This window comes from Labedaea rhizosphaerae (assembly GCF_004362825.1).
Classification (GTDB): Bacteria; Actinomycetota; Actinomycetes; order Mycobacteriales; family Pseudonocardiaceae; genus Labedaea; species Labedaea rhizosphaerae.
In genome coordinates this window covers 556,350-578,995 of the sequence record NZ_SNXZ01000001.1, presented here as the reverse complement: position 1 = coordinate 578,995, position 22,646 = coordinate 556,350, and the positions used below count along the sequence as shown (strand labels likewise).

The window sequence follows — 22,646 nt, the reverse complement described above, 5'->3', positions numbered from 1 at the left end:
GATCGATGGCTGTCACTCACGCCAGGGTAGTCGCGAAATCCTTGGTGTCCCCGTCCGAACGGACCGGCCCGGGCTGCGTGGCGTTGGCCCCGCGGCGCGGCAACCACAGGCTCAGCACGGCGACCAGCACCAGCGCACCCGCGACGTACCAGCAGGTGTGCACGAGCGTCGCGGTGAAAGTGTCCGCAGTTGCGGTCCTGATCGGACTGGTGTCCCGAATCTGCGGGACGCCGATGCAACTGGCCGGGAGCTGCAGCGGGTCCTTCGCGGTCACGCGGTCGACGAAACAGGCCTTCGCTTGCGCCGCAGCGGGTCCGGTCACGACCGCGTCATAGGACGTGGCCGCCTGCCCCGGCAGCATCCCGAAATACAGGACGCCGAGCACCGCGACCCCGATCGCGCCGCCGAGCTGGTTGACCGCGTTCATCGTCCCGGACGCCGCGCCCGCCTCCTGGCCGCCGACGCCCGCCGTGGCCAGCGCGAAGATCGGGCCGATGATGCCGCCCATGCCGACCCCGCCGAGCAGCATCCACGGCATCAGCGCCCAGAACCCGGCGTCGAAGTCGCCCGCCAGCGTGTAGCTCGCGCCGACGGCACCCGCGGCCATCACCACCGCGCCCACCGTCGCGACCCGGCCGCCGAACCGCTCGACCAGCTTGCTGGCCACCCCGATGGCGATCCCGCAGCCCACCGAGAACGGCAGGGTGATCAGGCCGGCGCGCCACGGCGTGAACCCGAGCCCGATCTGCAGGGCGAGGGTGAAGGTCAGGAAGAACGCGCTCATCGCCGCGAAGAACACCGCGCCCATCGACAGCCCGATCGCGAAGTGCCGGTCCTTGAACAGCTTCATCGGCACCAGCGGCGCCTGGTCGCGTGCCTCGCGCCGCCGGGCGTGCCAGACGAACACCCCGACCAGCACCGGGCCGACCGCCATCAGCACGAAGGTCCACACGGGCCAGTCGAGCTCGCGGCCCTGCACCAACGGGAAGACGATGGCGAACATCGCCGCGCTGAGCAAGGCGACGCCGGGCAGGTCCAGCCGCAGCGGGTTCGGCGAGCGGGTCTCCGGCACGATCACGATCGCCGCGATCATCGCCACGACCCCCACCGGCACGTTGACCAGGAAGATCGCCCGCCAGCCGAGCCCGAACAGGTCACCGTCGATGAGCAGACCGGACAGCAGCGGTCCGACGAGGGCCGCGAGCCCGCCGATGCCACCGAAGAGCCCGCCCGCCGCGGTCCGTTCCTTGGGCGGGAAGATCGCGAACAGCGTGGACAACACCTGCGGCACCATCATCGCCGCCGACAGCCCTTGCAGCACGCGCGCGGCGACCAGCGTCTCCGGGTTCGGCGCGACCCCGCAGAGCGTGGAGAACGCCGTGAACCCGGCCATGCCGAGCAGGAAGATCCGCTTGCGGCCGTAGCGGTCGCCGAGCCGCCCGCCGGTGATCAGGCCGACCGCGAACGCCAGCGTGTAGCCCGCGGCCACCCACTGCACCTCTGTATAGGACGCACCGATGTCGGACCGGATCGCCGGCAGCGCGACGTTGACGATCGTGGTGTCCAGCAGGTCCATGAAGCTCGCGACGAGCAGGACGGTGAGCGCTAGCCACCTTCTTGAGTAAGACGACTGGTCCATGTGGCACCCCCAGGTATCATGTCTCTAGTGAAGAGTGAATGACGGTCTAAGTCTCTTAGGAACTAAGATGCTTGGACGGTAGAAGGAGTGTGGCCGCATGTCAAGCGACATCCCTGCCGACCTGTTCGCGCGCTTCGGCGAACTGGGCCGGGAAAGCAGCACGCTGACTGTGATGTTCCACACCCGCATCGCCGAGCAGATGGGGCTTTCCGGCACCGACCACAAGTGCCTCGACCTGGCCATGCGTGCCGAGGAGCCGATCACCGCGGGCCGGCTCGCCGAGCTCTCCGGCCTGTCCACCGGCGCGGTCACCGGCGTGATCGACCGGCTGGAGCGGCGGGGGTTCGTCCGCCGCGTGCGGGACCCCTACGACCGGCGCAAGGTCCTCATCGAGGTGTCCCAGGAGGACCCCGAACGCTTCGCGCACCTGTTCAGCGGGGTCGTCGACACCATGCGCAAGGTGATGGAGCAGTTCACCCTGGAGGAGCTCGAGGTCGTCGAGCGCTACCAGCGCGCGCTGCTGGACGAGATGCGATCGATGCTGAACGTCAAGCCCGCCGCTGGTGACTGATCCGCACTTGCGGCGTTAATCTCTCCTGCATGCCGCAATTCCGGTTGGCTGAGGCAGCCAAGCTCCTGGGGGTCAGCGACGACACCGTGCGCCGGTGGGCCGAGGCGGGGACGCTCCCGGTCGGCACCGACGGCGCCGGTCGCAAGGTGGTCGACGGGGCCGCGCTCGCCGCGTTCGCCAAGTCGTCGGCCAACGAGGTGGCCGACCCGACGGGCGTCGGCCGCTCCGCCCGCAACCGGTTCGTCGGCCTGGTCACCGACGTCGTCACCGACACCGTGATGGCCCAGGTCGAGCTCCAGTGCGGGCCGCACCGGGTGGTGTCGCTGATGAGCGCCGAAGCCGTGCGCGAACTCGGCCTCGAACCCGGCGTGCTGGCGGTGGCCGTGGTCAAGGCGACCCAGGTCGTCGTCGAGACGCCGTGAGCCTGGGGAGAACGCGGATGAACAGGGTGAAGCTCACGGCGGTGCTCGCCGCGGTGGCCTTTGCGGCGGGCGCGTGCACCAGCTCGGACGCCGCTCAGAGCGGCCGCACCGGCGGCCAGCTGATCGTGCTGGCGGCCGCGTCGCTCACGGAGTCCTTCGGCCGGCTGGAGAAGCAGTTCGAGGCCGCCCACCCCGGCGTCGACGTCAAGATCAGCTTCGGTGGCTCGTCCGCGCTGGTCCAGCAGATCGTCAACGGCGCGCCCGCCGACGTGTTCGCCTCGGCCGACCAGAAGAACATGGACAAGCTCACGCAGGCCGGGCTGAACGACGGTCCGCCGCGGGTCTTCGCGGTGAACGAGCTCGAGATCGCCGTCGCGCCGGGCAACCCGAAGAAGATCGCGTCCTTCGCCGACCTCGCCAAGGACGGCACCACCGTGGTCGTCTGCGCCGAGCAGGTGCCGTGCGGGTCGGCGACGAAGAAGGTCGAGGACGCCACCGGCACGCGGCTCAAGCCCGTGAGCGAAGAGCAGGACGTCAAGTCGGTGCTCAACAAGGTCACCTCCGGCGAGGCGGACGCGGGCCTGGTCTACGTCACCGACGTGAACTCGGCCAGGGGCAAGGTCGACGGCGTCGCCTTCCCCGAGGCGGGCAAGGCGCTCAACGACTACCCGATCGTCGCGGTGAAGGACGCGCCCCAGGCCGCGCTCGCCCGGGAATTCGTCGACTTCGTGCTCGGCGACCAGGGCAAGGCGGCGCTGACCGGGGCCGGCTTCCGGCTGCCATGACCAAGCACGGCGCCCGGCGCACCGGCTTGCCGTTCGTCCTCTGGATCCCGGGGGTCGTGGCGCTGGCCCTGGTCGTCCTGCCGGTCGTCGGGCTGATCGTGCGCAGCGACCTCGGGAACCTGCCGAACCTCATCACCAGCCCCGGCGCGGTCCACGCCCTGGACCTGTCGCTGCGCACGGCCGTGGTGGCGACGGTCCTGTGCCTGGTCCTGGGCGGTCCGCTCGCGGTGTTGCTGGCCCGCTCGACCATGCCGGGGCTGCGTGTCGTGCGTGCGCTTGTCTTGCTGCCACTGGTGTTGCCGCCGGTGGTCGGTGGGCTCGCGTTGCTGTACCTGTTCGGGCGCGCGGGGTTCGGCGGGAAGCTGCTGTACGAGGCGTTCGGCCTGCGCCTCTCGTTCTCCACCACCGCGGTGGTGCTGGCCCAGACGTTCGTGGCGATGCCCTTCCTCGTGGTCGGGCTCGAGGGCGCACTGCGCACGGCGGGGGAGCGCTACGAGGCGGTCGCCGCGACCCTGGGCGCGGGTCCGTGGACGGTGTTCCGGCGCGTGACCGTGCCGCTGGTGTTGCCGGCCATCGGGTCGGGGCTGGTGTTGTGCTTCGCCCGCGCCATGGGCGAATTCGGCGCCACGATCACGTTCGCGGGCAGCCTGGAAGGGGTGACGCGGACGTTGCCGCTGGAGGTCTACACGCTCGCGGAGACCGATGTGGACAGTGCGGTCGCGGTGTCCCTGCTGCTGGTAGTGGTGTCCATTGTGGTCATCGTGGTGGCCCGGCCGAGGGCCGTGGAGGGCCGGTTGTGACCGCGGTCGTCGCCGAGGTGGAACTGCGCAGGGGAGAGTTCCGCCTCGACGTCCGGGTCGAGGTCGGCGCCGGTGAGGTGCTGGCGGTGCTGGGGCCCAACGGTTCCGGCAAGTCCACGCTGCTCGACGTGCTGGCCGGGCTGGTGCGCCCGGACCGCGGCAGCGTGCGGGTCGGCGACCGCGTGCTGGTGGGCCGGGGCGTCGACGTCCCGGCCCACCGCCGCGACGTCGGGTTGCTCGCCCAGCAGGCGTTGTTGTTCCCGCACCTGGACGTGCTGGCGAACGTCGCGTTCGGACCGCGGGCACGGGGCGTGCGGCGTGCCGAAGCCGAACGCATCGCGCGCCACTGGCTGTCCGAAGTGGACGCAGTGGAGTTCGCCGGTCGCAAGCCGGCCGCGCTCTCCGGCGGCCAGGCGCAGCGGATCGCACTGGCGCGGGCGCTGGCCGCCGAGCCCCGGCTGCTGCTGCTGGACGAGCCGTTCGCCGCGCTCGACGTGGACGTCGCGCCGGCGTTGCGCGGGCTGGTGCGCCGGGTACTGAGTAGCGGAAAGCAACTCGCCACGGTGCTGGTCACGCACGACCCGCTGGACGCGCTCGTGCTGTCCGACCGCGTGGTGGTGCTCGCCGACGGGCGCATCGTGGAGCAAGGGCCGACCAAGCAGGTGCTGTCCCGGCCACGCACGGCGTTCACCGCGCGCATCGCCGGTATCGACCTCGTGTCCGGGGTGGCCGCCGCGGACGGGCTGGCGATCGAGGACGGCGCGGTGATCCACGGCATGCGCACCGATGACGTCGCCGACGGCGACGCGGCGGTCGCGGTGTTCCAGCCGAGCGCGGTCACGGTGCACGTGGACCAACCGCACGGCAGCGCGCGCAACGTGTTCCCCGCCGTGGTGGCCGCCCTCGAGCCGCACGGCGCCGTCGTGCGCCTGCGTGCCGCCGCCGCGCCGGACGGCCCGGCGTGGGTGGCAGGAATTGCCGCCGACCTGACCCCCGCGGCCGTCGCGGACCTCGAACTGGACCTCGGTGAGCGGGTGTACCTGGCCGTCAAGGCGACCGAAGTGGCCGTGTACTCGGTCGCTGCGAGACCATGAGGCATGCCGGAGGCCACGTGGACGTACCTGATGGACATGGACGGGGTGCTGGTGCACGAGGAGCACCTGATCCCCGGCGCCGATGAGCTGCTCGCCGAGCTGACCGGCACGGGGACACCGTTCCTGGTGCTCACCAACAACTCGATCTACACCCCGCGCGACCTGCGGGCGCGGCTGCTGCGCACCGGCCTGGACGTGCCGGAGGAGTCGATCTGGACCTCGGCGCTCGCGACGGCGAAGTTCCTGGACGACCAGCGCCCGGGCGGGTCGGCGTTCGTGATCGGCGAGGCGGGGCTGACCACGGCGCTGCACGAGGTCGGCTACATCCTCACCGACCGCGACCCGGACTACGTCGTGCTGGGGGAGACGCGGACCTACAGCTTCACCTCGATCACCCGGGCGATCCGGCTGATCGAGCAGGGCGCGCGGTTCATCGCGACCAACCCGGACGCGACCGGTCCCAGCCGCGAGGGCTCGCTGCCCGCGACCGGGTCGGTGGCCGCGCTGATCCAGCAGGCCAGCGGGCACGCGCCGTACTTCGTGGGCAAGCCGAACCCGTTGATGATGCGCTCGGCGCTGAACCGGCTGGGCGCGCACTCGGAGACCACGCTGATGATCGGCGACCGGATGGACACCGACGTGCGGTCGGGCCTGGAAGCGGGTCTGAAGACGATCTTGGTCATGACCGGCATTTCCGCGGCCGATACCGCCGAACACTTCCCCTACCGGCCCAGCCGGGTGATCGACTCGGTGGCCGCGTTGGTCGGTTCGACGGACAAGCCGTTCGGCTGAACCGGCTCGCGACGCACAGCCGAACGGACTCGCCTATCGTCTCCTGTGTGGAGGAGGACGCGGGGACCCCTACGTATGTCGTCGGTGACGTGCACGGTCACCGCGACGAGCTCGAAGACGCGCTGCGCGCCAAGGGTCTGGTCGACGACGACGGCGACTGGGCCGGCGACGACGCGCGCCTGTGGTTCCTGGGGGACTTCGTCGACCGCGGTCCCGACGGCGTCGGCGTGATCGACACCGTGATGCGCCTGCACGCCCAAGCGGCCGAAGCGGGCGGCATGGCCGACACCCTGCTCGGCAACCACGAGATCCTCCTGCTCGGCATGCACCGCTTCGGGGACGAAGAGGTGCCGTCGGACTTCGGCCCGCGCAGCTTCGCCCGCAGCTGGGAGATCAACGGTGGGCAGGAGAGCGACCAGGAGGCGCTCACCGATGCGCACATCGAGTGGCTGACCAGCCGCAACGTCGTCACCCTCGATGGCGACCACCTGCTGATGCATTCGGACACCATCGAGTACCTCGGCTACGGCGAGACCGTCGACGAGATCAACGAGGCCGTCCGCGAGGTCCTGACCGGCGACGACCTCGAGGAGTGGTGGGAGTGCTGGCGCCGCATGACCACCCGGTACGCCTTCCGCGGCCCGCAGGGCGAGGAAGTGGCGAAGGAACTGCTGAACGTCCTGGGCGGGGAACAGGTCGTGCACGGCCACAGCGTGATCGCCGACCAGCTCGGCATCCTCCCGTCCCAGGTCGAGGCACCGTTCCAGTACGCGGGCGGCCGCGCCCTGGGCGTGGACGGCGGCCTCTTCGTCGGCGGCCCGTGCCTGGTGGTCCCGCTGCCCTACGACCCCGAACACTGACCCGTGGGGTCCCGAGCGGCGTCTAGCGCTTCCCTCGCCACTCTGCGTGGAACTGCTCGAGGAACATCTCCATGAACTCGTGGCGCGCCTTGGCCAGGCTGCGGCCGTGGTCGGTGTTCATCCGCTCGGTGAGCAGCAGCAGCTTCTCGTGGAAGTGGTTGATCGTCGTGCCGCGGCTCGCCATGTACTTCTCCGCGGAGTCGTGCATCTCCGGGTCGCAACCGGGGTCGTGGATGGGCCGCTGAACGTAGCCGCCGTAGGCGAAAGTCCGGGCCACGCCGATCGCCCCCATCGCGTCGAGGCGATCGGCGTCCTGCACACAACGGCCTTCCAGGGAAAGTTCCGGTTGTGCGACTTTTGCGCCTTTGAACGACATCCCGGCGATGATGTCGACGACCTGAGTGGTGACACCAGCGTCGACGCCGAGTTCGTCGAGCCAATCCCGGGCGAACTTCGGGCCGGCTTCCTCGCTGCCGGAGAACTTGTAGTCCTCGATGTCGTGCAGCAAAGCCGCCAACTCCACGACGAAGCGGTTGGCTTCTTCCTTTTCCGCGATCTGCACGGCCACATCGCGCACCCGCTGCACGTGCCACCAATCATGGCCGGTCGATTCGCTACCCAGTTTGTCCTTCGCGAGTTGCTCTGCCCGGGCAATCACGGTCTCAGCTGAGAGCATGCGCGCACGGTACCGGGAACGTCCGCGGCGCCGCGAATGCGCGCCGCGTGTCGGCCTGCTTTCACCCAAGTTGATTCCGGGCTTTGCGTATCACCAGGTCACTGTCCTATCGCCACGTCGTAGCGATAGGACAGTGAGTCGACCTGGGCCACCCGAGGCATGAACTCGTCCACGTCAACGGCCGACCTCGTCAGATCGATGGCAAGTGCCACCGTTGCCCGCAAAGCGAGGGCGGACGCCCACGAGGTACCGGACCCAGACCGTACGCTCGAAGGACCCGACCAGGCGTCGATCTTGTTGTCGAATGCCCGTGTCAACGCGCCACCAATGGACGAGCTGACCGCATCGAGCGGCGGCAGCCACTTGCGGACACAGAGGTAGAACAACGGGTGCCAGGTTATCGAGTGCCACACAGGTTGACGGTGGATCACAATTGGGCGGTCCTTCAGCTGCAAGCCGTGAACGCTGTCCCAACAGTTCGCCACTGTCTGCCGTCGCAGGCCGGCCAGCGACGGAATCCGGTTCGGTGGCATGAACGACTCGATCCGCTCGTAGGCGAAATGGCCGAGCAGTTGTTCTTCCACGGTCAGCGTGGAGGTGGTGAGCGCTTCGTGCAGGAAGGCCGCCGATCGGCACAACGACCGCACCAACTTTTCGGAATGGGTGGTTCTGTTTCGGAGCAATTGCGCGATCGCGAGACTCGGGTAGAAGGCGAACAGCAGATGCGGTTCTTCGCCAACGCGCAACGGCCAGCCGCCGCCGGTCCCGTCCTGCACCGCATGAGCCGCCGCGTCATCGCGGCGATGCGGCCGCGACCTCGAGTGATGAGATGACGGCGAGTGGTGAGGCCGAGAAGGACTTGGGCCATGGCCCAGCTCGTGTCGCCCGATTCCGCGTCGCCGTCGTGGCCGCGGAGCCGCCCGGACTCGTCGATGAGGTCGAGGGCGAGTTCGACCAGCGGTCGTGCCATGGCGTCGGGCACACCGGTACTGCCCAAGATGCCCATGAGCACCGCACCAGCGGATGCCGAGGAGTGCTGACCGCGCCCGAACTCATGAGCTTCGACTCGGCCGCCGGGCAGCACGGACCTCGCGATCGGGGACCGCGCCAACTGCTCGATGCTGGGCACGCCGAGGAGGTGCGCGGCGACTTCCAGATGTGTCGTGGACTCCGCAGGTACTCCCCGGCCGTGGCGTGCCATGTTCTGACCATTATCAGTCAGGGCCGCCGTGACCTGCGGAGATGTCCTTTCATTGACCACTCTGTGACCCGCATCCGGCGAGCGCGCAACCGCGATCGCTCGCCGTGGGCGCAGCGTGCCGGAGGCCGGGTGAGGAGCGATCCGAGTTCGGCAACTGACCACTTGAAGGTGTCCGAACGGCGTAATCGGGTAGAAGATGGTGGGCGTCGTCACCTGGCTGGAGGTCTCATGTCCACTGTCGCGCCCGCGGTGCCGAGCTATGCATCAGGCACCTCCGACGTCCCCTTGCTCGGCGACACCATCGGCGACAACTTCGACCGCACCGTCGCGGCGTTCGGGGATCGGGAAGCCCTCGCCGACTGCGCCACCGGCAAGCGGTGGACCTACACCGAACTGGCCGTCGACGTGGACGCGGTCGCGTTCGGACTGCTCGGGCTCGGCGTCGGCAAGGGCGACCGGGTGGGCATCTGGTCGCCGAACTGTGCCGAGTGGACCCTCGTGCAGTACGCCACAGCGAAGATCGGCGCGATCCTCGTCAACATCAACCCGTCCTACCGGGTCCACGAGCTCAAGTTCGTGCTCAACCAGGCGGGCATCCGCACGCTGGTCGCCGCGCCGAGCTTCAAGACCTCGGACTACGCGGGCATGATCGAAGAGGTCCGGCCCGAGTGCCCGGCGCTCGAGGACGTCATCCTCATGGGACACGAGGAGTGGACGGCCCTCGCGTCCGCCGCGGTGGACGCGGAGCGGCTCGCCGAGATCGGCAGGACGCTCACCGCCGACGACCCGATCAACATCCAGTACACCTCGGGCACCACCGGCTTCCCCAAGGGCGCGACCCTGTCGCACCACAACATCCTCAACAACGGCTTCTTCGTCGGTGAGCTCTGCAACTACACCGAGGCCGACCGCATCTGCATCCCCGTGCCCTTCTACCACTGCTTCGGCATGGTCATGGGCAACCTCGCGGCGACCAGCCACGGCTCGTGCATGGTGATCCCGGCGCCCGCGTTCGACCCGGAGGCCACCCTCAAGGCGGTCGCCGACGAGCGGTGCACGTCGCTCTACGGCGTGCCGACGATGTTCATCGCGGAGCTGAGCCACCCGAAGTTCGACGACTACGACCTGTCGAGCCTGCGCACCGGGATCATGGCCGGCTCGCCGTGCCCGGTCGAGGTGATGAAGCAGGTCATCGACCGGATGGGCATGACCGAGGTGTCCATTTGCTACGGCATGACCGAGACGTCACCGGTGTCGACGCAGACGCGCGCGGACGATTCGGTGGAGCGCCGGGTGTCCACAGTGGGCCGCGTGGGCCCGCACATCGAGGTCAAGATCGTCGACCCGGAGACCGGCCTGACCGTGCCGCGCGGCGTGCCGGGCGAGTTCTGCACCCGTGGATACTCGGTGATGCTCGGGTACTGGGAGCAGCCCGACAAGACCGCCGAGGCGATCGACCGCGCGCGCTGGATGCACACCGGCGACCTCGCGATCATGGACTCCGACGGCTACCTCAACATCACCGGCCGCATCAAGGACATGGTCATCCGCGGCGGCGAGAACATCTACCCGCGCGAGATCGAGGAATTCCTCTACACCCACCCGGACATCCTCGACGCACAGGTGATCGGCGTGCCCGACGAGCGCTACGGCGAAGAGCTGATGGTGTGGATCCGGATGCGGGAAGGTGCCGAGCCGCTGACCGCGGAGGCCGTGCGCGAGTTCGCGACGGGCAAGCTCGCGCACTACAAGATCCCGCGCTACGTGCACGTGGTCGACGAGTTCCCGATGACCGTGACGGGCAAGATCCGCAAGGTCGAGATGCGCGCGAAGTCCGTGGAACTGCTCGGCCTGGAAGACGCCGCCAACATCAAGCACGCCTGATTCCGCTCAACCACAACGAATCGGCGCTCTGCACCTGGGCAGTCCCCCACCCTCCCGGGGGGCGACCCCAAGTCCAGTCTACCGGTGTGACGGCCGCGATCCGGGGCCAGCGGAAATCTGTGGAAAACCTTGCGTGCGAACGGAAACTTCCGTCGGTGATTCGCGGTCCACAAGGGTGCGAGTCACCTGATCGGGTGGGGACAAGGGTCAGGCGTGGTGCGCCCCTCGGGTGGGGGAAGGGCGCCCTTGGATGGGACAAGGGCCAGGCGTGGGGGAGACAACTCAAGCGTGGTGTGCGCTCGGGTGCGCGTGGATCAGTGCCTGGGTCAACCTGGGCACGGCGTGGATCAGCCGGTGCTCGGCCTCGTGCGCGATCGTGTGGGCCTGCGCCAAGGTAAGCGTCGGTTCGACGTCCACTTCGGACTCGGCGACGAGGTTGTGGCCGACCCAGCGCAACCGGACCACGTCCACGCCGCGCACGCCCGGCGTTGCCGCGAGGGTGTTCTCGGCGAGCGTCACCAGTTCCGGGTCGACGGCGTCGAGCATGCGGGCGAACACCTCCTTCGCCGCACTCCACAGCACGGTCAGAATCGCCACTGTGATCAGCAACCCCACCGCGGGATCGGCCCAGCGCCAGCCGAGCCAGGAGCCGCCCGCGGCCAGCAGCACGGCGAGGCTCGTGAACCCGTCGGTGCGCGCGTGCAGGCCGTCGGCGACCAGCGCGGCCGAGCCGATCTGCCGCCCGACGGTGATGCGGTAGCGCGCGACGAGTTCGTTGCCGACGAACCCGGCCAGTCCCGCGGCGGCGACCCACCCGAGCGCGTGCATGTCCCGCGGGTGCAGCAGCCGGTCGATCGCCGTCCACGCCGCCAGCACCGCGGACGCGAACATCACCGACAGGATGACCAGCCCGGCAAGATCCTCGCAGCGGCCGAGCCCGTGGGTGAAGCGCCTCGTGGCCGCGCGCCGCCCGAGCACGAACGCCACCGCCAGTGGCACCGCGGTCAGCGCGTCGGCGAAGTTGTGCAGCGTGTCGCCCAGCAACGCCACCGATCCGCTCAAGGCCACGACCGCGAGCTGCGCGACCGCGGTGACGGTCAGCCCCGCGAACGAGATCCACAGCGCGCGCATGCCCCGCGCGCTCGTCGTCAGCGCCGAATCGACCACGTCGGCGTGACCGTGGCCGTGTCCATGCCCGTGACCGTGCCCATGCCGCTTACCCATGACGACGCCCTCCGCGATACACCCCTAGCAGCATACCTGCGCATACAAGCAGGTATGCAGGTAAGCTGGCCGGCATGCACAGCGACCTCCCGGACTTCGACATGCCCGCCGAGGAACAGGTCCACCTCGCGGCCGAGTCGTTCCGGATGCTGGCCGACCCGACGCGGATCAAGGTGCTGTGGGCGCTGTTGCAGGGCGAGTCCTCGGTCGCGTGCCTGGCCGACCTCGCCGGCGTCACCCCGACCGCGGTCAGCCAGCACCTGGCCAAGTTGCGCCTGGCCGGCCTGGTCACCGGCCGGCGGGAGGGCACGTTCGTCTACTACTCCGCGGCCAACGACCACGTGCGCGGCCTGTTGGACCAAGCGTTGTTCCACGCCGACCACGTCGACCGCGACATCCCCGGCGACGCCCCTGCGCACTCGCACTCGAAGGGGCTTTAGCCCCGTTGCCCCATTCACCCGGATGGCGCAACGTTGGTCCATGCTCACCGACGCCAAGATCACCACGATGCTCCCCGTCACCGACGTCGAGCGGGCGCGGCGGTTCTACGCCGACCGCCTCGGCCTGCGCGAGATCGCCGTCGCCGGGGACGGCACCCGCATCTTCGAAGCGGGTGCGGGCTCGATCGGCCTGCGCCAGGCCGAACCTGGGGCCCAGAGCGCACAGACCGCGCTGACCTTCCTCGTCAAGGACGTCGAACGGGAGGTCGGCGAGCTCACCGGTCGCGGCGTCACGTTCGCCGACTACGACCTGCCCGACCTCAAGACCGTCGACCACATCGCCGAGTTCGGCGACGAGAAGGCCGCCTGGTTCACCGACACCGAAGGCAACATCCTCTGCGTGCACCAGAACACGTAACTTGGGTGTGTGCCGTTCACCGTGGGTTTCGACCTGGACATGACCTTGATCGACCCCCGGCCGGGCATGGCGATGGCGATCGACACGCTCGCCGCGCAGACCGGTTTCGCCTTGGACGGCGCGCGTTTCGCCGCGAACCTCGGGCCGCCGCTCGACGTCGTGTTCCGCGACTTCGGTGTGCCCGAGGAGCACATAGCCGACCTGACCACCCGTTTTCGCGCCGACTACCCCGAGGTCGTCATCCCGCGCACGGTGGCGTTGCCGGGTGCGGGCGCCGCCATCGACGCGGTGCGCGCCCTGGGCGGACGGGTCGTGGTGATCACGGGGAAGTACCAGCGCAACGCCGAACTGCACATCGCCGAACTCGGCTGGGAAGTCGACGCGGTGGTCGGGACGCTGTGGGGGCCGGGCAAGGGCGAGGCGCTGCGCAGCCACCACGCAAGCGTTTACGTGGGTGACCATGTGAGCGATGTCATGGGCGCGAAGGCGGCGGGGGCGACGTCGGTCGGCGTCACCACCGGACCGTGCGACGAGGCCGGGTTGCGCGAGGCAGGAGTGGATGTCGTGTTGCGCGACCTGACCGAATTCCCGGCCTGGTTGCACGCGCACCGTGGTTAATGCGGGTGTCCGTCGGGTCTCGACTTGGCTAGGCTTACTGGAGCGCGTCCTGGGTACGCCCGGGGCGCGTTCGTCGTGCCATAGGCGCGACAGGCAAGTCGATGAGGGAACGGTGAGAGCGGTGCCGACCGGCAGGGTCAAGTGGTACGACTCGGCAAAGGGATTCGGGTTCGTCACGCAGGACGGCGGCGAGGACGTGTACGTGCGGTCCTCGGCGTTGCCCGCTGGCGTCGAGGGGTTGAAGGCCGGCCAGCGGATCGAGTTCGGGGTCGCCGACGGCCGTCGGGGCCCGCAGGCGCTGTCCGTGCGGTTGCTCGACCCGCCGCCCTCGGTCGCCGAGGCGCGCAGGCGCCCCGCCGAGGAGTTGCACGGCCTGATCGAGGACATGATCAAGGTGCTCGAGTCGGTGGTGCAGCCGGATCTGCGGCGCGGCCGTTACCCGGATCGCAAGCAGACCAAGCGGATCGCCGAAGTCGTGCGCGCCGTGGCGCGGGAGCTCGACCCCTAGGCCTTCGGCACTCGGAAGGTCCCGGTGGCGTTCGGGTTGACCGGCCGGTCGCCGCCGAAGCCGCGGATGAGCGTGCCACCACGGGTGGACACGTACGTCTGCAGCAGGCCGATCGCCAGCAGCACCGAGATCACCAGGAAGCCGACCCAGTACGTGGGAGGCAGCAGGACGCCGACCGCGCCACCGAAGACCCAGCCGATCTGCAGCACCGTCTCCGAACGGCCGAACGCGGACGCGCGCGACTCCTCGGGCAGGTGGTCCTGGATCACGGCGTCCAGGCTGATCTTGGCGAGCGCACTCCCGATCGCGCCGACCAGCCCGACGATCGCCGCCGTGCCGATGCCGCTCAACAACGTGGCGATCACGGTCGCGATCAGACTTCCGGCGACGCAGCCGATCACCACTTGGTCGGGCTTGCCGACGTGGATGCGCGCGCCGACGGCGTTGCCGACGAAGCTGCCGAGCCCGGCCGCGCCACCGATCAGCCCGAGCTGCAACAGCTGCTGGAACGGCTCGCCCTCGGTCTGGGCCTTGACCGCGAAGGCCGCGAACAGCATCAGGAACCCGGTCAGCATGCGCACGGTTCCGTTGCCCCACAACGCGACCACGATGTGCCGGCCCATGGGCTGGCGCCGTGGTTTGTCGGGGTGCTCGCTCAAGGTCGCGGGCACCTCGCCCTCGGTCACCTCGACCCAGGACGGGATCCGCAGGCCCTGCACCGCGCCGACGACGCAGATCACCGCCGTGAACCACAACGCGCCGGGTGAGTCGAAGAGCTTGGTCAGCCCCGCGGCCACCACGCCCGCCGCGGCTCCGGCGCCAAGACCGAACACGGTGAGCCGCGCGTTGGTCTTGGCGAGGGTTATGTCCGGGGGCAGCACCCTCGGCGTGATCGCCGCCTTGAGCACGGTGAACGACTTGGACAGCACCATCTTGCCCAGCGCGGCCGGGTAGAGCAGCCACGTGTCGAAGTTGGCCGCCATGACCACGCACATCAGCGCCTGGCCGGCCGACGTCGCGCACATCGCGAAGCGGCGGCCGCGCTGCACGCGGTCGAGCGCGGGCCCGATGATCGGTGCGACGAACGCGAACGGCGCCACGGTGATCAGCAGGTACAGCGCCACCTTGCCCTTGCTCTCGCCGGTGGCGGCGCTGAAGAACAGGGTGTTGGCCAGCGCGACCGCCATCGCCGCGTCGCTGGCGTAGTTGAGCATCGTCGCGTAGTAGAGCGAGGTCAGCCCGGACTTTTCCGCGCCGTCGGCGGTGGCCGCCTTGCGGAACGCGCCGTAGGCCTGGCTGGTCAGCTGCTTGCCCCGCATGGCCGCGACCCGGGTCACGGTCAGCTTTTTCGGCATCTGCGTCGGCTGCGGCGCGCCCGGGCCCGCGACGAACTGGGTGCGTGCTTCCGCGTCCTCCGACGGCGGGGGAGGGTACGACGGGAGTTGCTGCGCCGGTCGCGCGGTGCGCGGCGGCGGGCCGTAGCTCTCCGGGTCGACGTCGCCGTAGGTCTCGTAGCGCTGGTCGACGTAGTACGGGTCGGGTGGCGGCGGGCGCCGGGTGCGCGGTGGCGGCGGGTGCTCCGCGTAGCGCGGCGGCCGGGGGTCCTCGTGCGCCGGGTCGTCGTAGTAGTACGGCGGCATCGAGTGCATCGGGGGCGGCGACGGCTGCCTGCGGGTGGGCGGCGGGGGCTGCCGGCGCTGCTGTTGCTGCTGCTGCTGCTCGGGCGGCGGCGACGCGGTCCAGCCGCGGCGCTTCTTGCGTCCGGACGCGGGCTTGCCGGGCCGGCCGCGGCGGCCGTCCGGCTGATCACCCGAACCCGAACGAATCACTCTTCCATCCTGCCGTATCGGACCGGCCCGGACACGCCTATTGGGCGTGGTCCGGACGGTGATCACTCCTGCGTGGTGAACCTCACCCGGAACATCGAGGGCCAGAGCTTGCCCGTGACGAGGAAGTCGTCGGTTCCGGGCACGGGGGTGATGCCGTTGAGCACGTCCGCGCCGGTGCGGTCGACCGGCAGGTCGCTCAGGTCGATGGACGCGGTGACCGCTCCGGTCCGCGGATCGATCCGCACGATGGTGTCGGTCTTCCAGACGTTCGCGTAGAGCGCGCCGGGCGTGCAGGCCAGTTCGTTCAACAATGCTACTGACCGGTCTTGGGTGTGCACCCGGATCGTGCCTTTCGCCGCGAACGTCGCCGGGTCGCGGAAGGTGAGCGTGTCGGTCCCGTTGCTCATCACGAGCGTGCCGTCGTCCTGGTGGCACAGGCCCCAGCCCTCGCCCTGGTAGGGGACGCGGCGCAGTTCGGCCAGGGTCTTGCGGTCGCGTTCGAAGGCGAAGCCGTCCTGCCAGGTCAGCTGCCACACCCGCGTCGGCAGGACGGTGATGCCCTCACCGAAGACCGCGGGCACGTCGACGCGCTGCCGCACCTCGCCGGTCACCGGGTCGCTGACGGTGATCCGGGACCGGCCGACCTCGCCGGTGCTCTCGTACAGCTCGCCGCCGTCGAGTTCGAGGCCTTCGGTGAACGCGTCGCGCGGGTGCGGGAGCACGGCGACCACCTGGGCGCGCAGGACCGCGACGCCGGTCAGCGGCGCGGATTGCGGGCTCGCCACGCACCCCGTGAGCAGCAAGGCACAGCCGATGGCCGAGAAGGTCCGTGCCCGCACCCGCCAAGCCTCGCACGGTGGGGCACAATTCGGTGGTGATGACGTCCATGTCCAGCCACGAAGCACTCGCCACCGCGGTGGACCTCGCGCGGGCCGCGGCCCAGGTCGAGGCGGGCGACGAGCCCGTCGGCGACCACGTCGGCACGCAGGCCGAGGACGACACCGCCCTGACCCATTTCTTCGAGGCGAACAAGCCCGGCTACCGCGGGTGGCGGTGGGCGGTGACGGTCTCCGGTGTCGCCGACGACGTCACCGTCAGCGAGGTCGTGCTGCTGCCCGGGCCGAACGCGCTGACCGCACCCGCCTGGGTGCCGTGGCAGGAGCGCGTGCGCGCCGGGGACCTCGGTGTCGGCGACCTCATGCCCACCGCCCCGGACGACCCGCGCCTCGTGCCCGCGTACGTGCTGTCGGACGACCCGGCGGTCGAGGAGGTCGCGCGCGACCTCGGCCTCGGCCGCGAGCGGGTGATGTCGCGCGAAGGCCGGCTCGACGCCGCGCGCCGCTGGCAGGACGGGGAGTTCGGGCCGCACTCGGACATGGCCCGCAGCGCGCCCGCGCACTGCGGGACGTGCGGGTTCTACGTGCCGGTCGCCGGGTCGTTGCGCGCGGCCTTCGGCGTGTGCGGGAACGACCTGGCGCCCGCGGACGGTCGCGTGGTGCACGCCGAGTACGGCTGCGGCGCGCACTCGGAGGTCGAGGTCGAGCAGGTCTCGCCGGTGCTGGTCGCCGACCTGATCTACGACGACGCCGAGCTGGACGTCGAGCACTCGACACCCAGGACCGACCTGCCGACGGCGGCAGCCGAGATGCTGGGCGCATCGGCCGAGACCGCGCAGACCGCCGAGTCTGTCGACACCACCGAATCCGTCGCGATCGCGGAACAGGACGCGTGACGAGCGATCCGTTCGGGACCGCCGCACTGCGCGAGTCCGTGCTGGCGTCCTGGGTGTCGTCGCCGACGCGACTGCGTGAGGACGCCAACGCCGAGGAGGACCTCCGGCTCGGCGGTTACGCGGACCGGCTCCTGGTCGAGCTCGCCCAGAACGCGGCCGATGCCGCGCTGCTCGCCGGCATCCCGGGCGCGCTACGGGTGACGCTGGTGTCGGGCGAACTGCGGGTCGCCAACACCGGTGCGCCGCTGACCGCCGAAGGTGTCGCCGCGCTCGCCTCGCTGCGTGCTTCGGCCAAGCGCGACGGGAGCACGGCCGGGCGGTTCGGCGTGGGGTTCGCGGCCGTGCTCGCGGTGACCGACGAGCCGCGGATCGTGTCGCGGACCGGCGGGGTCGCGTTCTCCGCCGCGCGCTCGCGTGCGGCTTTCCCCGACGGGGAACGGGAACCGGCCGTGCTGCGGCTGCCGTGGCCGCTCGGGGACGACGAGGACCCGGTGCCGGACGGGTTCGACACCGAGGTCCGGCTGCCGCTGCACCCGTCCATCGACGGTCCGGCCTTGCTGGCCCGGCTCAAGTCCGATGTGGACGCTTTGCTGCTGGCCCTGCCGTGGCTCGGCTCGATTGCCGTCGAGGACGACCGCGTGGAACGGGTGACGCGCGGCGAGTCCGAAGTGGAGATCCGCGGGCGCCGTTGGCTGCTGAACCGCGCGTCCGGCCGGCTGCCGGACGACGTCGTCGCCACGCTCGGCGTCGAGGCGCGGACGAACGCGGACTGGTCGGTGTGCTGGGCCATCCCGGACGCTTCACCCGTGACCGACGGCGTGCTGTACGCGCCGACGCCGACCGAGGAACGCCTGTCGATCCCGGCGATGCTGATCGCGTCGGTGCCGGTCGAGCCGTCGCGCCGCCAGGTCATGCGCGGCCCGGCCGCCGACGCGGTGCTGTCCGCGGCGGCCGCCGCCTACCCGGCGCTGATCGCCAAGGTGGACGGTCTCGACCGGACTTCGTTCGTGCCGCCGCCCGGCTTCCCCCGCTCCGATGTGGACGACCTGCTGCGCGAACGCGTGCTGGCCGCCCTGCGCGAGGCGGCTTGGCTGCCCGCCGCCGTGGGCCCCGACCTGCGCCCGGCCGAGGCGACCGTGGTGGACACGCCGTCGCCCGCGCTGGCCGAGCTGATCGCTGACGTGCTGCCCGGGGTCGCGCACGGTTCCCTCGGTGCGCCGTCGCACGCGCAAGCCCTTGCCGCACTAGGTGTCCGCCGGCTGGACATGACCGACCTGGTCGCCGCCCTCACCGGCGTGGACCGCGCGCCGTCGTGGTGGCGTGAGCTCTACGCGGCCTTGGCGCCGGTCGCCGACGTCGACGCCGCCGCCCGCGAAGCGATGGGCGCGCTGCCCGTCCCGATGGCCGACGGGCGGACGCTGCCCGGTCCGCGCGGCGCGCTGATCGCCGAGAGCGCCGAGGTCGCCGAGGTCGAGGGCGTCCGCCTGGTCCACCCCGACGCGGTGCACCCGCTGCTGGAGAAGCTGGGCGCTCGCCGGGCCGGCCCGCGCGAGTTGCTGGAAGCGCTGCGCGATCCCGTCGACCAGTCCGCGGTCGACGTCGAGTCCGGAGTGGACGTCCGGCCGCTGGTGGACACCGTGCTGCGCCTGGTCACCGATGCCGGTCTCACCGCGGGTGAGCTGCCCTGGCTCGGCGCCCTCACGCTCCCGGCCCGCACCGGCGACTGGAGCCGTGCGGACGAACTGGTCCTGCCCGGCGCGCCGATGCTCGCGGTCCTCGCGCCGGACTCGCCCCTGGCCGAGCTGTCGCCGGACTTCGCCGCGAACTGGACGCCGGACGCGCTGGCCGCCGTCGGCGTCCTGGACACGTTCGCGGTGCTCGAAGTCGACCACCCCACCGGCCCCGACCACGAGCTGGCCGACGAGCAGGAGTGGTGGGACACCCACGACGAACCACCGTCGCGCCTGCTCGCCATCCGCGACCTCGACCTGGTCGCCGACGACGCCTGGCCGGCCGCCCTGCGGTTGCTGGCAAGCGATCCACGCACCCTGCGAGCCCTGCGCGAGCCCGGCTACACGACCTGGTGGCTCGCCCGCTACGCCCTCATCGACGGCGCGCCGCCGCGTGACTGGCGCCTGCCAGACGCCGTCGACCTCGCGGGCCTCTACGACCCGGTCGCCGGTCTCGACGCCGGCCTGGCCCGCGCCGTCGGCGTTCGCGCCGAACTGTCCCTTGTGGATGCGGACGACGTCGAAGACCTCCTGGCCCGCCTGGCCGACCCCGACCGCCACCCCGCGCCGGGCGCGATCCTGCGTGCCATGTCCGCCCTGGCCGAGGCGCCCGTCGCACCCGAGGACGTCACGCCCCCGGACCGCATGCGCACCCTGGCCGGCACCGTCGCCGACGCCGACGCGTGTGCGGTCCTCGACGGCCCCTGGCTTGTGGCCGTGGCCGAACCGGACGAGCTGGTCGCCGTGGAGGACTTCACCGCAGCGGCCGCCCTGGCCGAGCTGGTGGACCTGCCCCTGGCCAGCGACCAGTTGCCGGCCAAGGTCGACAGCGACGGCGACTACGTGCCGTGGGCCGAGCTCGGCGCCGTCGTCGAGGCGGCGGAGCTCGCGGGCCTCGACCTGCCGCCCGGCGGCCCGATCGTGCACGACCCGCTGGTCGTGGTCGTGGACGACGAGCGGCACGAGGTCCCGTGGTGGCTGACCGGCGACGGCATCCTGCACGTCGCCGACACCCCGGAGGCCCTGGCCGCCGGGTTCGCCTGGCGCACCGGTGACTGGCCGGCCCGGCACCTGCTGACCGCGCTGATCACCGATCCGGACCCGCGCACCTACCTGGCCTGAGCGTCACAGGCCCCGCTGCGCACCCCGGGAGCCACGCCGCGACGCCGAGCGCTGCCACCACATGATCGGCATCCCGATGAACCCGAGCACCCAGCCGGCCATGGCGATCCACTGCCAGTCGCGGTCGCCGCCGGTGGCCAGCAGGAACACCCACGCCACCAACCACACGGCCGTGCCGATGACCACCAGCAGGGGCAGGTTCACCAGCCGCGGCGGCAGAGGCGGCGGCGGCAATTTGACGATCTCGTGATTCCCTTCAGGCGCCACGATGAGGGAGGCTACCCGCATGTCGACCGAGACCGAGCGCACGACCGAGCCGGAGGAGGCGCCCAAGAACGGCGTCGACCGGTTCTTCAAGATCACCGAACGCGGCTCCACCATGGGCAGGGAGCTGCGCGGCGGCCTGGTGACCTTCGTGACCATGGCCTACATCGTGGTGCTGAACCCGCTGATCATCGGCAGTTTCGCGCCGAGCGACCCGGGCGCGCACAAGGACGTCCTCGGCGGCATCCTGCCGGTCTCGCAGGTCGCCGCGGTCACCGCGCTCGTGGCCGGCGTGATGACCATCCTCATGGGACTCATCGCGAACTACCCGTTCGCGATCGCCACCGGCCTGGGCATCAACAGCCTGCTCGCGGTCACGATCGCACCGCAGATGACCTGGCCGGAGGCCATGGGCCTGGTCCTCATCGAGGGCTTGATCATCGTCGTGCTGGTGTTCACGGGGCTGCGCACGGCCGTGTTCAACGCGGTGCCCCGCGACCTCAAGGCCGCGATCGCCGTCGGCATCGGCCTGTTCATCTGCTTCATCGGCCTCGTCGACGCCGGGTTCGTCCGGCGTCTGCCGGACGACGCGCACACCACGGTCCCGGTCGGGCTCGGCATCAACGGCTCGATCGCGTCCTGGCCGACCGCCGTGTTCGTCATCGGCCTGATCATCACCGGCATCCTGGTCGCGCGGAAGGTCAAGGGTGCGATCCTGATCGGCGTCGTGGTCAACGCGATCATCGCGATCGTCGTCGAGGCCATCGTCAAGGCCGGACCGTCACAGGGCACCAACCCCAAGGGCTGGAACCTCGGCTACCCGGCCATGCCCGACCAGGTCACGGGGATGCCGGACCTGTCACTGCTCGGCGACGTCTCGTTCGGGGCGTGGACGCGGCTGCCGATCATCACCGTGCTGCTGCTGGTGTTCACGCTCGTGCTCGCCGACTTCTTCGACGCCATCGGCACCATGACCGGCCTCGGCAAGGAAGCCGGCCTGCTGGCCAAGGACGGCCAGCTACCCAACGTCGGGCGCGCGCTGTTCGTCGAGGGTCTGGCCGGCGCCGCGGGCGGGGTCGGGTCGGCGAGTTCGAACACCGTCTTCATCGAGTCCGCGTCCGGCATCGCTGAAGGGGCGCGCACCGGCCTGGCCAACATGGTCACCGGCGTGCTGTTCCTCGCGGCCATGTTCCTGACGCCGCTCTACGCGGTGATCCCGGTCGAGGCGGCGGCGCCGGCGCTGGTCGTGGTCGGCGCGTTGATGCTCACCCAGATCCGCGAGATCGACTTCACGGACTTCACGATCGCGCTGCCCGCGTTCCTGACGATCGTGGTCATGCCGTTCACGTACTCGATCGCCAACGGCATCGGCGCCGGGTTCGTCAGCTACGTGCTGCTGCGCACCGCGACCGGCAAGGCCCGGGGCGTGCACCCGCTGATGTGGGTGGTCGCCGTGGCCTTCGTCGTGTACTTCGCGGTGGGACCGATCCAGAACGCCATCAACGGCTGAGGTGTGAGATCGCCGTCAACCGACGTGATCCCGCCGAGATAGTGAGCTATGCTAACGAGGTGACCGACGCGAAGGCCAGCACGCTGACCAGCCGGCTCCGGCTGGCGGTCGTGCGGCTGAACCGTCGGCTGCGAGCACAGCGCGCGAACTCCACGGTGTCGCTCACCCAGGTGTCGGCGATGTCCACGCTCTACAAGTGCGGACCGCTCACGCCGGGGGAGCTGGCCACCCGGGAGGGCGTCCAGCCGCCATCGATGACCAGGGTCCTCTCGGCCCTGGAGGAGATGGGGATCGTCAGCCGCAAGCCGCACCCCAGTGACGGCAGGCAGGCGATCGTCGAGCTGACCGACTTGGGTCGCAAGATGGTCGTCGAGGACATCACCGCCCGCGAGGCGTGGCTGGACCACCGGTTGAACACGCTCACCGAGGACGAACGCGCCGTGCTGTCCAGGGCAGCGGAGATCATCGACAGGATGGCGGGGCAGTAGAACAAGTGCCGGCGAGCGCGGGTGGTACCCGAGAACAGC

General features: G+C 70.5%; 23 protein-coding genes. 16 read left to right on the top strand and 7 right to left on the bottom strand.

Annotation, left to right across the window (positions count from 1 at the left end; genetic code table 11):
• Positions 1-16: 16 nt before the first annotated feature.
• Positions 17-1,639 (bottom strand): DHA2 family efflux MFS transporter permease subunit, encoded by a 1,623-nt coding sequence (locus tag EV186_RS02445; RefSeq protein WP_133847432.1) that lies wholly within the window; start codon positions 1,637-1,639, stop codon positions 17-19.
• Positions 1,640-1,736: 97 nt separating this feature from the next.
• Here EV186_RS02445 and EV186_RS02440 point away from each other — a divergent pair, with 97 nt between their 5' ends.
• From EV186_RS02440 to EV186_RS02410, 7 genes are read left to right on the top strand one after another with little or no spacing between them, the layout of a single operon-like run.
• Complete coding sequence (locus tag EV186_RS02440) at positions 1,737-2,210, top strand: MarR family winged helix-turn-helix transcriptional regulator (protein WP_133847431.1); 474 nt, start codon at positions 1,737-1,739, stop codon at positions 2,208-2,210.
• A 29-nt stretch (positions 2,211-2,239) separates the two neighbouring features.
• Positions 2,240-2,632: a TOBE domain-containing protein gene (locus EV186_RS02435; RefSeq protein WP_133847430.1), complete on the top strand. Its 393-nt coding sequence runs from the start codon at positions 2,240-2,242 to the stop codon at positions 2,630-2,632.
• A 17-nt stretch (positions 2,633-2,649) separates the two neighbouring features.
• A complete protein-coding gene (gene modA, locus EV186_RS02430) occupies positions 2,650-3,417 on the top strand; it encodes a molybdate ABC transporter substrate-binding protein (protein ID WP_133847429.1) in 768 nt (255 codons plus the stop codon).
• The gene (locus EV186_RS02425) at positions 3,414-4,217 is read left to right on the top strand and encodes an ABC transporter permease (protein ID WP_133847428.1); all 804 of its coding nucleotides are present in this window, start codon (positions 3,414-3,416) and stop codon (positions 4,215-4,217) included. The genes modA and EV186_RS02425 overlap by 4 nt, the downstream gene beginning before the upstream one ends.
• On the top strand, positions 4,214-5,311 hold the full coding sequence (locus EV186_RS02420) for a sulfate/molybdate ABC transporter ATP-binding protein (protein WP_133847427.1): 1,098 nt from the start codon (positions 4,214-4,216) through the stop codon (positions 5,309-5,311). Before EV186_RS02425 ends, EV186_RS02420 begins: the two co-directional genes overlap by 4 nt.
• A gap of 3 nt (positions 5,312-5,314) precedes the next feature.
• A complete protein-coding gene (locus tag EV186_RS02415) occupies positions 5,315-6,103 on the top strand; it encodes an HAD-IIA family hydrolase (protein ID WP_133847426.1) in 789 nt (262 codons plus the stop codon).
• 47 nt (positions 6,104-6,150) lie between these two features.
• A complete protein-coding gene (locus tag EV186_RS02410; RefSeq protein WP_133847425.1) occupies positions 6,151-6,963 on the top strand; it encodes a metallophosphoesterase in 813 nt (270 codons plus the stop codon).
• Between the two features lie 22 nt (positions 6,964-6,985).
• Here the strand turns inward: EV186_RS02410 and EV186_RS02405 are convergent, their stop codons facing one another.
• Positions 6,986-7,639, bottom strand: a complete 654-nt coding sequence (locus EV186_RS02405) for an HD domain-containing protein (RefSeq protein ID WP_133847424.1) — start codon at positions 7,637-7,639, stop codon at positions 6,986-6,988.
• A 98-nt stretch (positions 7,640-7,737) separates the two neighbouring features.
• Positions 7,738-8,415, bottom strand: coding sequence for a hypothetical protein (locus EV186_RS02400; RefSeq protein ID WP_133847423.1), 678 nt, complete (start codon positions 8,413-8,415; stop codon positions 7,738-7,740).
• Between the two features lie 653 nt (positions 8,416-9,068).
• Here EV186_RS02400 and EV186_RS02395 point away from each other — a divergent pair.
• On the top strand, positions 9,069-10,724 hold the full coding sequence (locus EV186_RS02395; protein WP_133847422.1) for an AMP-binding protein: 1,656 nt from the start codon (positions 9,069-9,071) through the stop codon (positions 10,722-10,724).
• A gap of 282 nt (positions 10,725-11,006) precedes the next feature.
• Here the strand turns inward: EV186_RS02395 and EV186_RS02390 are convergent, their stop codons facing one another.
• Complete coding sequence (locus tag EV186_RS02390) at positions 11,007-11,948, bottom strand: cation diffusion facilitator family transporter (protein ID WP_133847421.1); 942 nt, start codon at positions 11,946-11,948, stop codon at positions 11,007-11,009.
• A 74-nt stretch (positions 11,949-12,022) separates the two neighbouring features.
• Between EV186_RS02390 and EV186_RS02385 the strand changes: the two genes are divergently transcribed.
• The 4 genes from EV186_RS02385 (at position 12,023) to EV186_RS02370 (ending at position 13,932) form a co-directional block, all read left to right on the top strand.
• Positions 12,023-12,388, top strand: coding sequence for an ArsR/SmtB family transcription factor (locus EV186_RS02385; protein ID WP_133847420.1), 366 nt, complete (start codon positions 12,023-12,025; stop codon positions 12,386-12,388).
• 40 nt (positions 12,389-12,428) lie between these two features.
• On the top strand, positions 12,429-12,806 hold the full coding sequence (locus tag EV186_RS02380; RefSeq protein WP_133847419.1) for a VOC family protein: 378 nt from the start codon (positions 12,429-12,431) through the stop codon (positions 12,804-12,806).
• Positions 12,807-12,815: 9 nt separating this feature from the next.
• Positions 12,816-13,424 carry an HAD family hydrolase gene (locus tag EV186_RS02375; protein WP_133847418.1) on the top strand — a complete coding sequence of 203 codons (609 nt, stop codon included), beginning with the start codon at positions 12,816-12,818 and terminating at the stop codon, positions 13,422-13,424.
• Positions 13,425-13,545: 121 nt separating this feature from the next.
• Complete coding sequence (locus tag EV186_RS02370; protein ID WP_133847417.1) at positions 13,546-13,932, top strand: cold-shock protein; 387 nt, start codon at positions 13,546-13,548, stop codon at positions 13,930-13,932.
• On the opposite strand, the gene EV186_RS02365 is transcribed toward EV186_RS02370, so the two are convergent.
• Both EV186_RS02365 and EV186_RS02360 read right to left on the bottom strand, forming a co-directional pair.
• Positions 13,929-15,572 carry an MFS transporter gene (locus tag EV186_RS02365; RefSeq protein ID WP_424982358.1) on the bottom strand — a complete coding sequence of 548 codons (1,644 nt, stop codon included), beginning with the start codon at positions 15,570-15,572 and terminating at the stop codon, positions 13,929-13,931. The two genes, EV186_RS02370 and EV186_RS02365, sit on opposite strands and share 4 nt — an antisense overlap.
• 251 nt (positions 15,573-15,823) lie before the next feature.
• Positions 15,824-16,600 carry a glutaminyl-peptide cyclotransferase gene (locus EV186_RS02360; RefSeq protein ID WP_279538270.1) on the bottom strand — a complete coding sequence of 259 codons (777 nt, stop codon included), beginning with the start codon at positions 16,598-16,600 and terminating at the stop codon, positions 15,824-15,826.
• A 38-nt stretch (positions 16,601-16,638) separates the two neighbouring features.
• On the opposite strand from EV186_RS02360, the gene EV186_RS02355 reads away from it, so the two are divergent.
• Positions 16,639-17,493 carry a DUF3027 domain-containing protein gene (locus EV186_RS02355; protein WP_133848712.1) on the top strand — a complete coding sequence of 285 codons (855 nt, stop codon included), beginning with the start codon at positions 16,639-16,641 and terminating at the stop codon, positions 17,491-17,493.
• Positions 17,490-20,345 carry a sacsin N-terminal ATP-binding-like domain-containing protein gene (locus tag EV186_RS02350; RefSeq protein ID WP_133847416.1) on the top strand — a complete coding sequence of 952 codons (2,856 nt, stop codon included), beginning with the start codon at positions 17,490-17,492 and terminating at the stop codon, positions 20,343-20,345. The genes EV186_RS02355 and EV186_RS02350 overlap by 4 nt, the downstream gene beginning before the upstream one ends.
• Positions 20,346-20,348: 3 nt before the next feature.
• Here EV186_RS02350 and EV186_RS02345 read toward each other — a convergent pair whose 3' ends face one another.
• Entirely contained in the window at positions 20,349-20,612 is a 264-nt protein-coding gene (locus tag EV186_RS02345) for a DUF2530 domain-containing protein (RefSeq protein WP_243753785.1), read from the bottom strand.
• Between the two features lie 19 nt (positions 20,613-20,631).
• On the opposite strand from EV186_RS02345, the gene EV186_RS02340 reads away from it, so the two are divergent.
• Positions 20,632-22,119, top strand: a complete 1,488-nt coding sequence (locus EV186_RS02340) for an NCS2 family permease (protein ID WP_133847414.1) — start codon at positions 20,632-20,634, stop codon at positions 22,117-22,119.
• Positions 22,120-22,178: 59 nt separating this feature from the next.
• Positions 22,179-22,607, top strand: a complete 429-nt coding sequence (locus EV186_RS02335; protein WP_243753784.1) for a MarR family winged helix-turn-helix transcriptional regulator — start codon at positions 22,179-22,181, stop codon at positions 22,605-22,607.
• Positions 22,608-22,646: the final 39 nt, after the last annotated feature.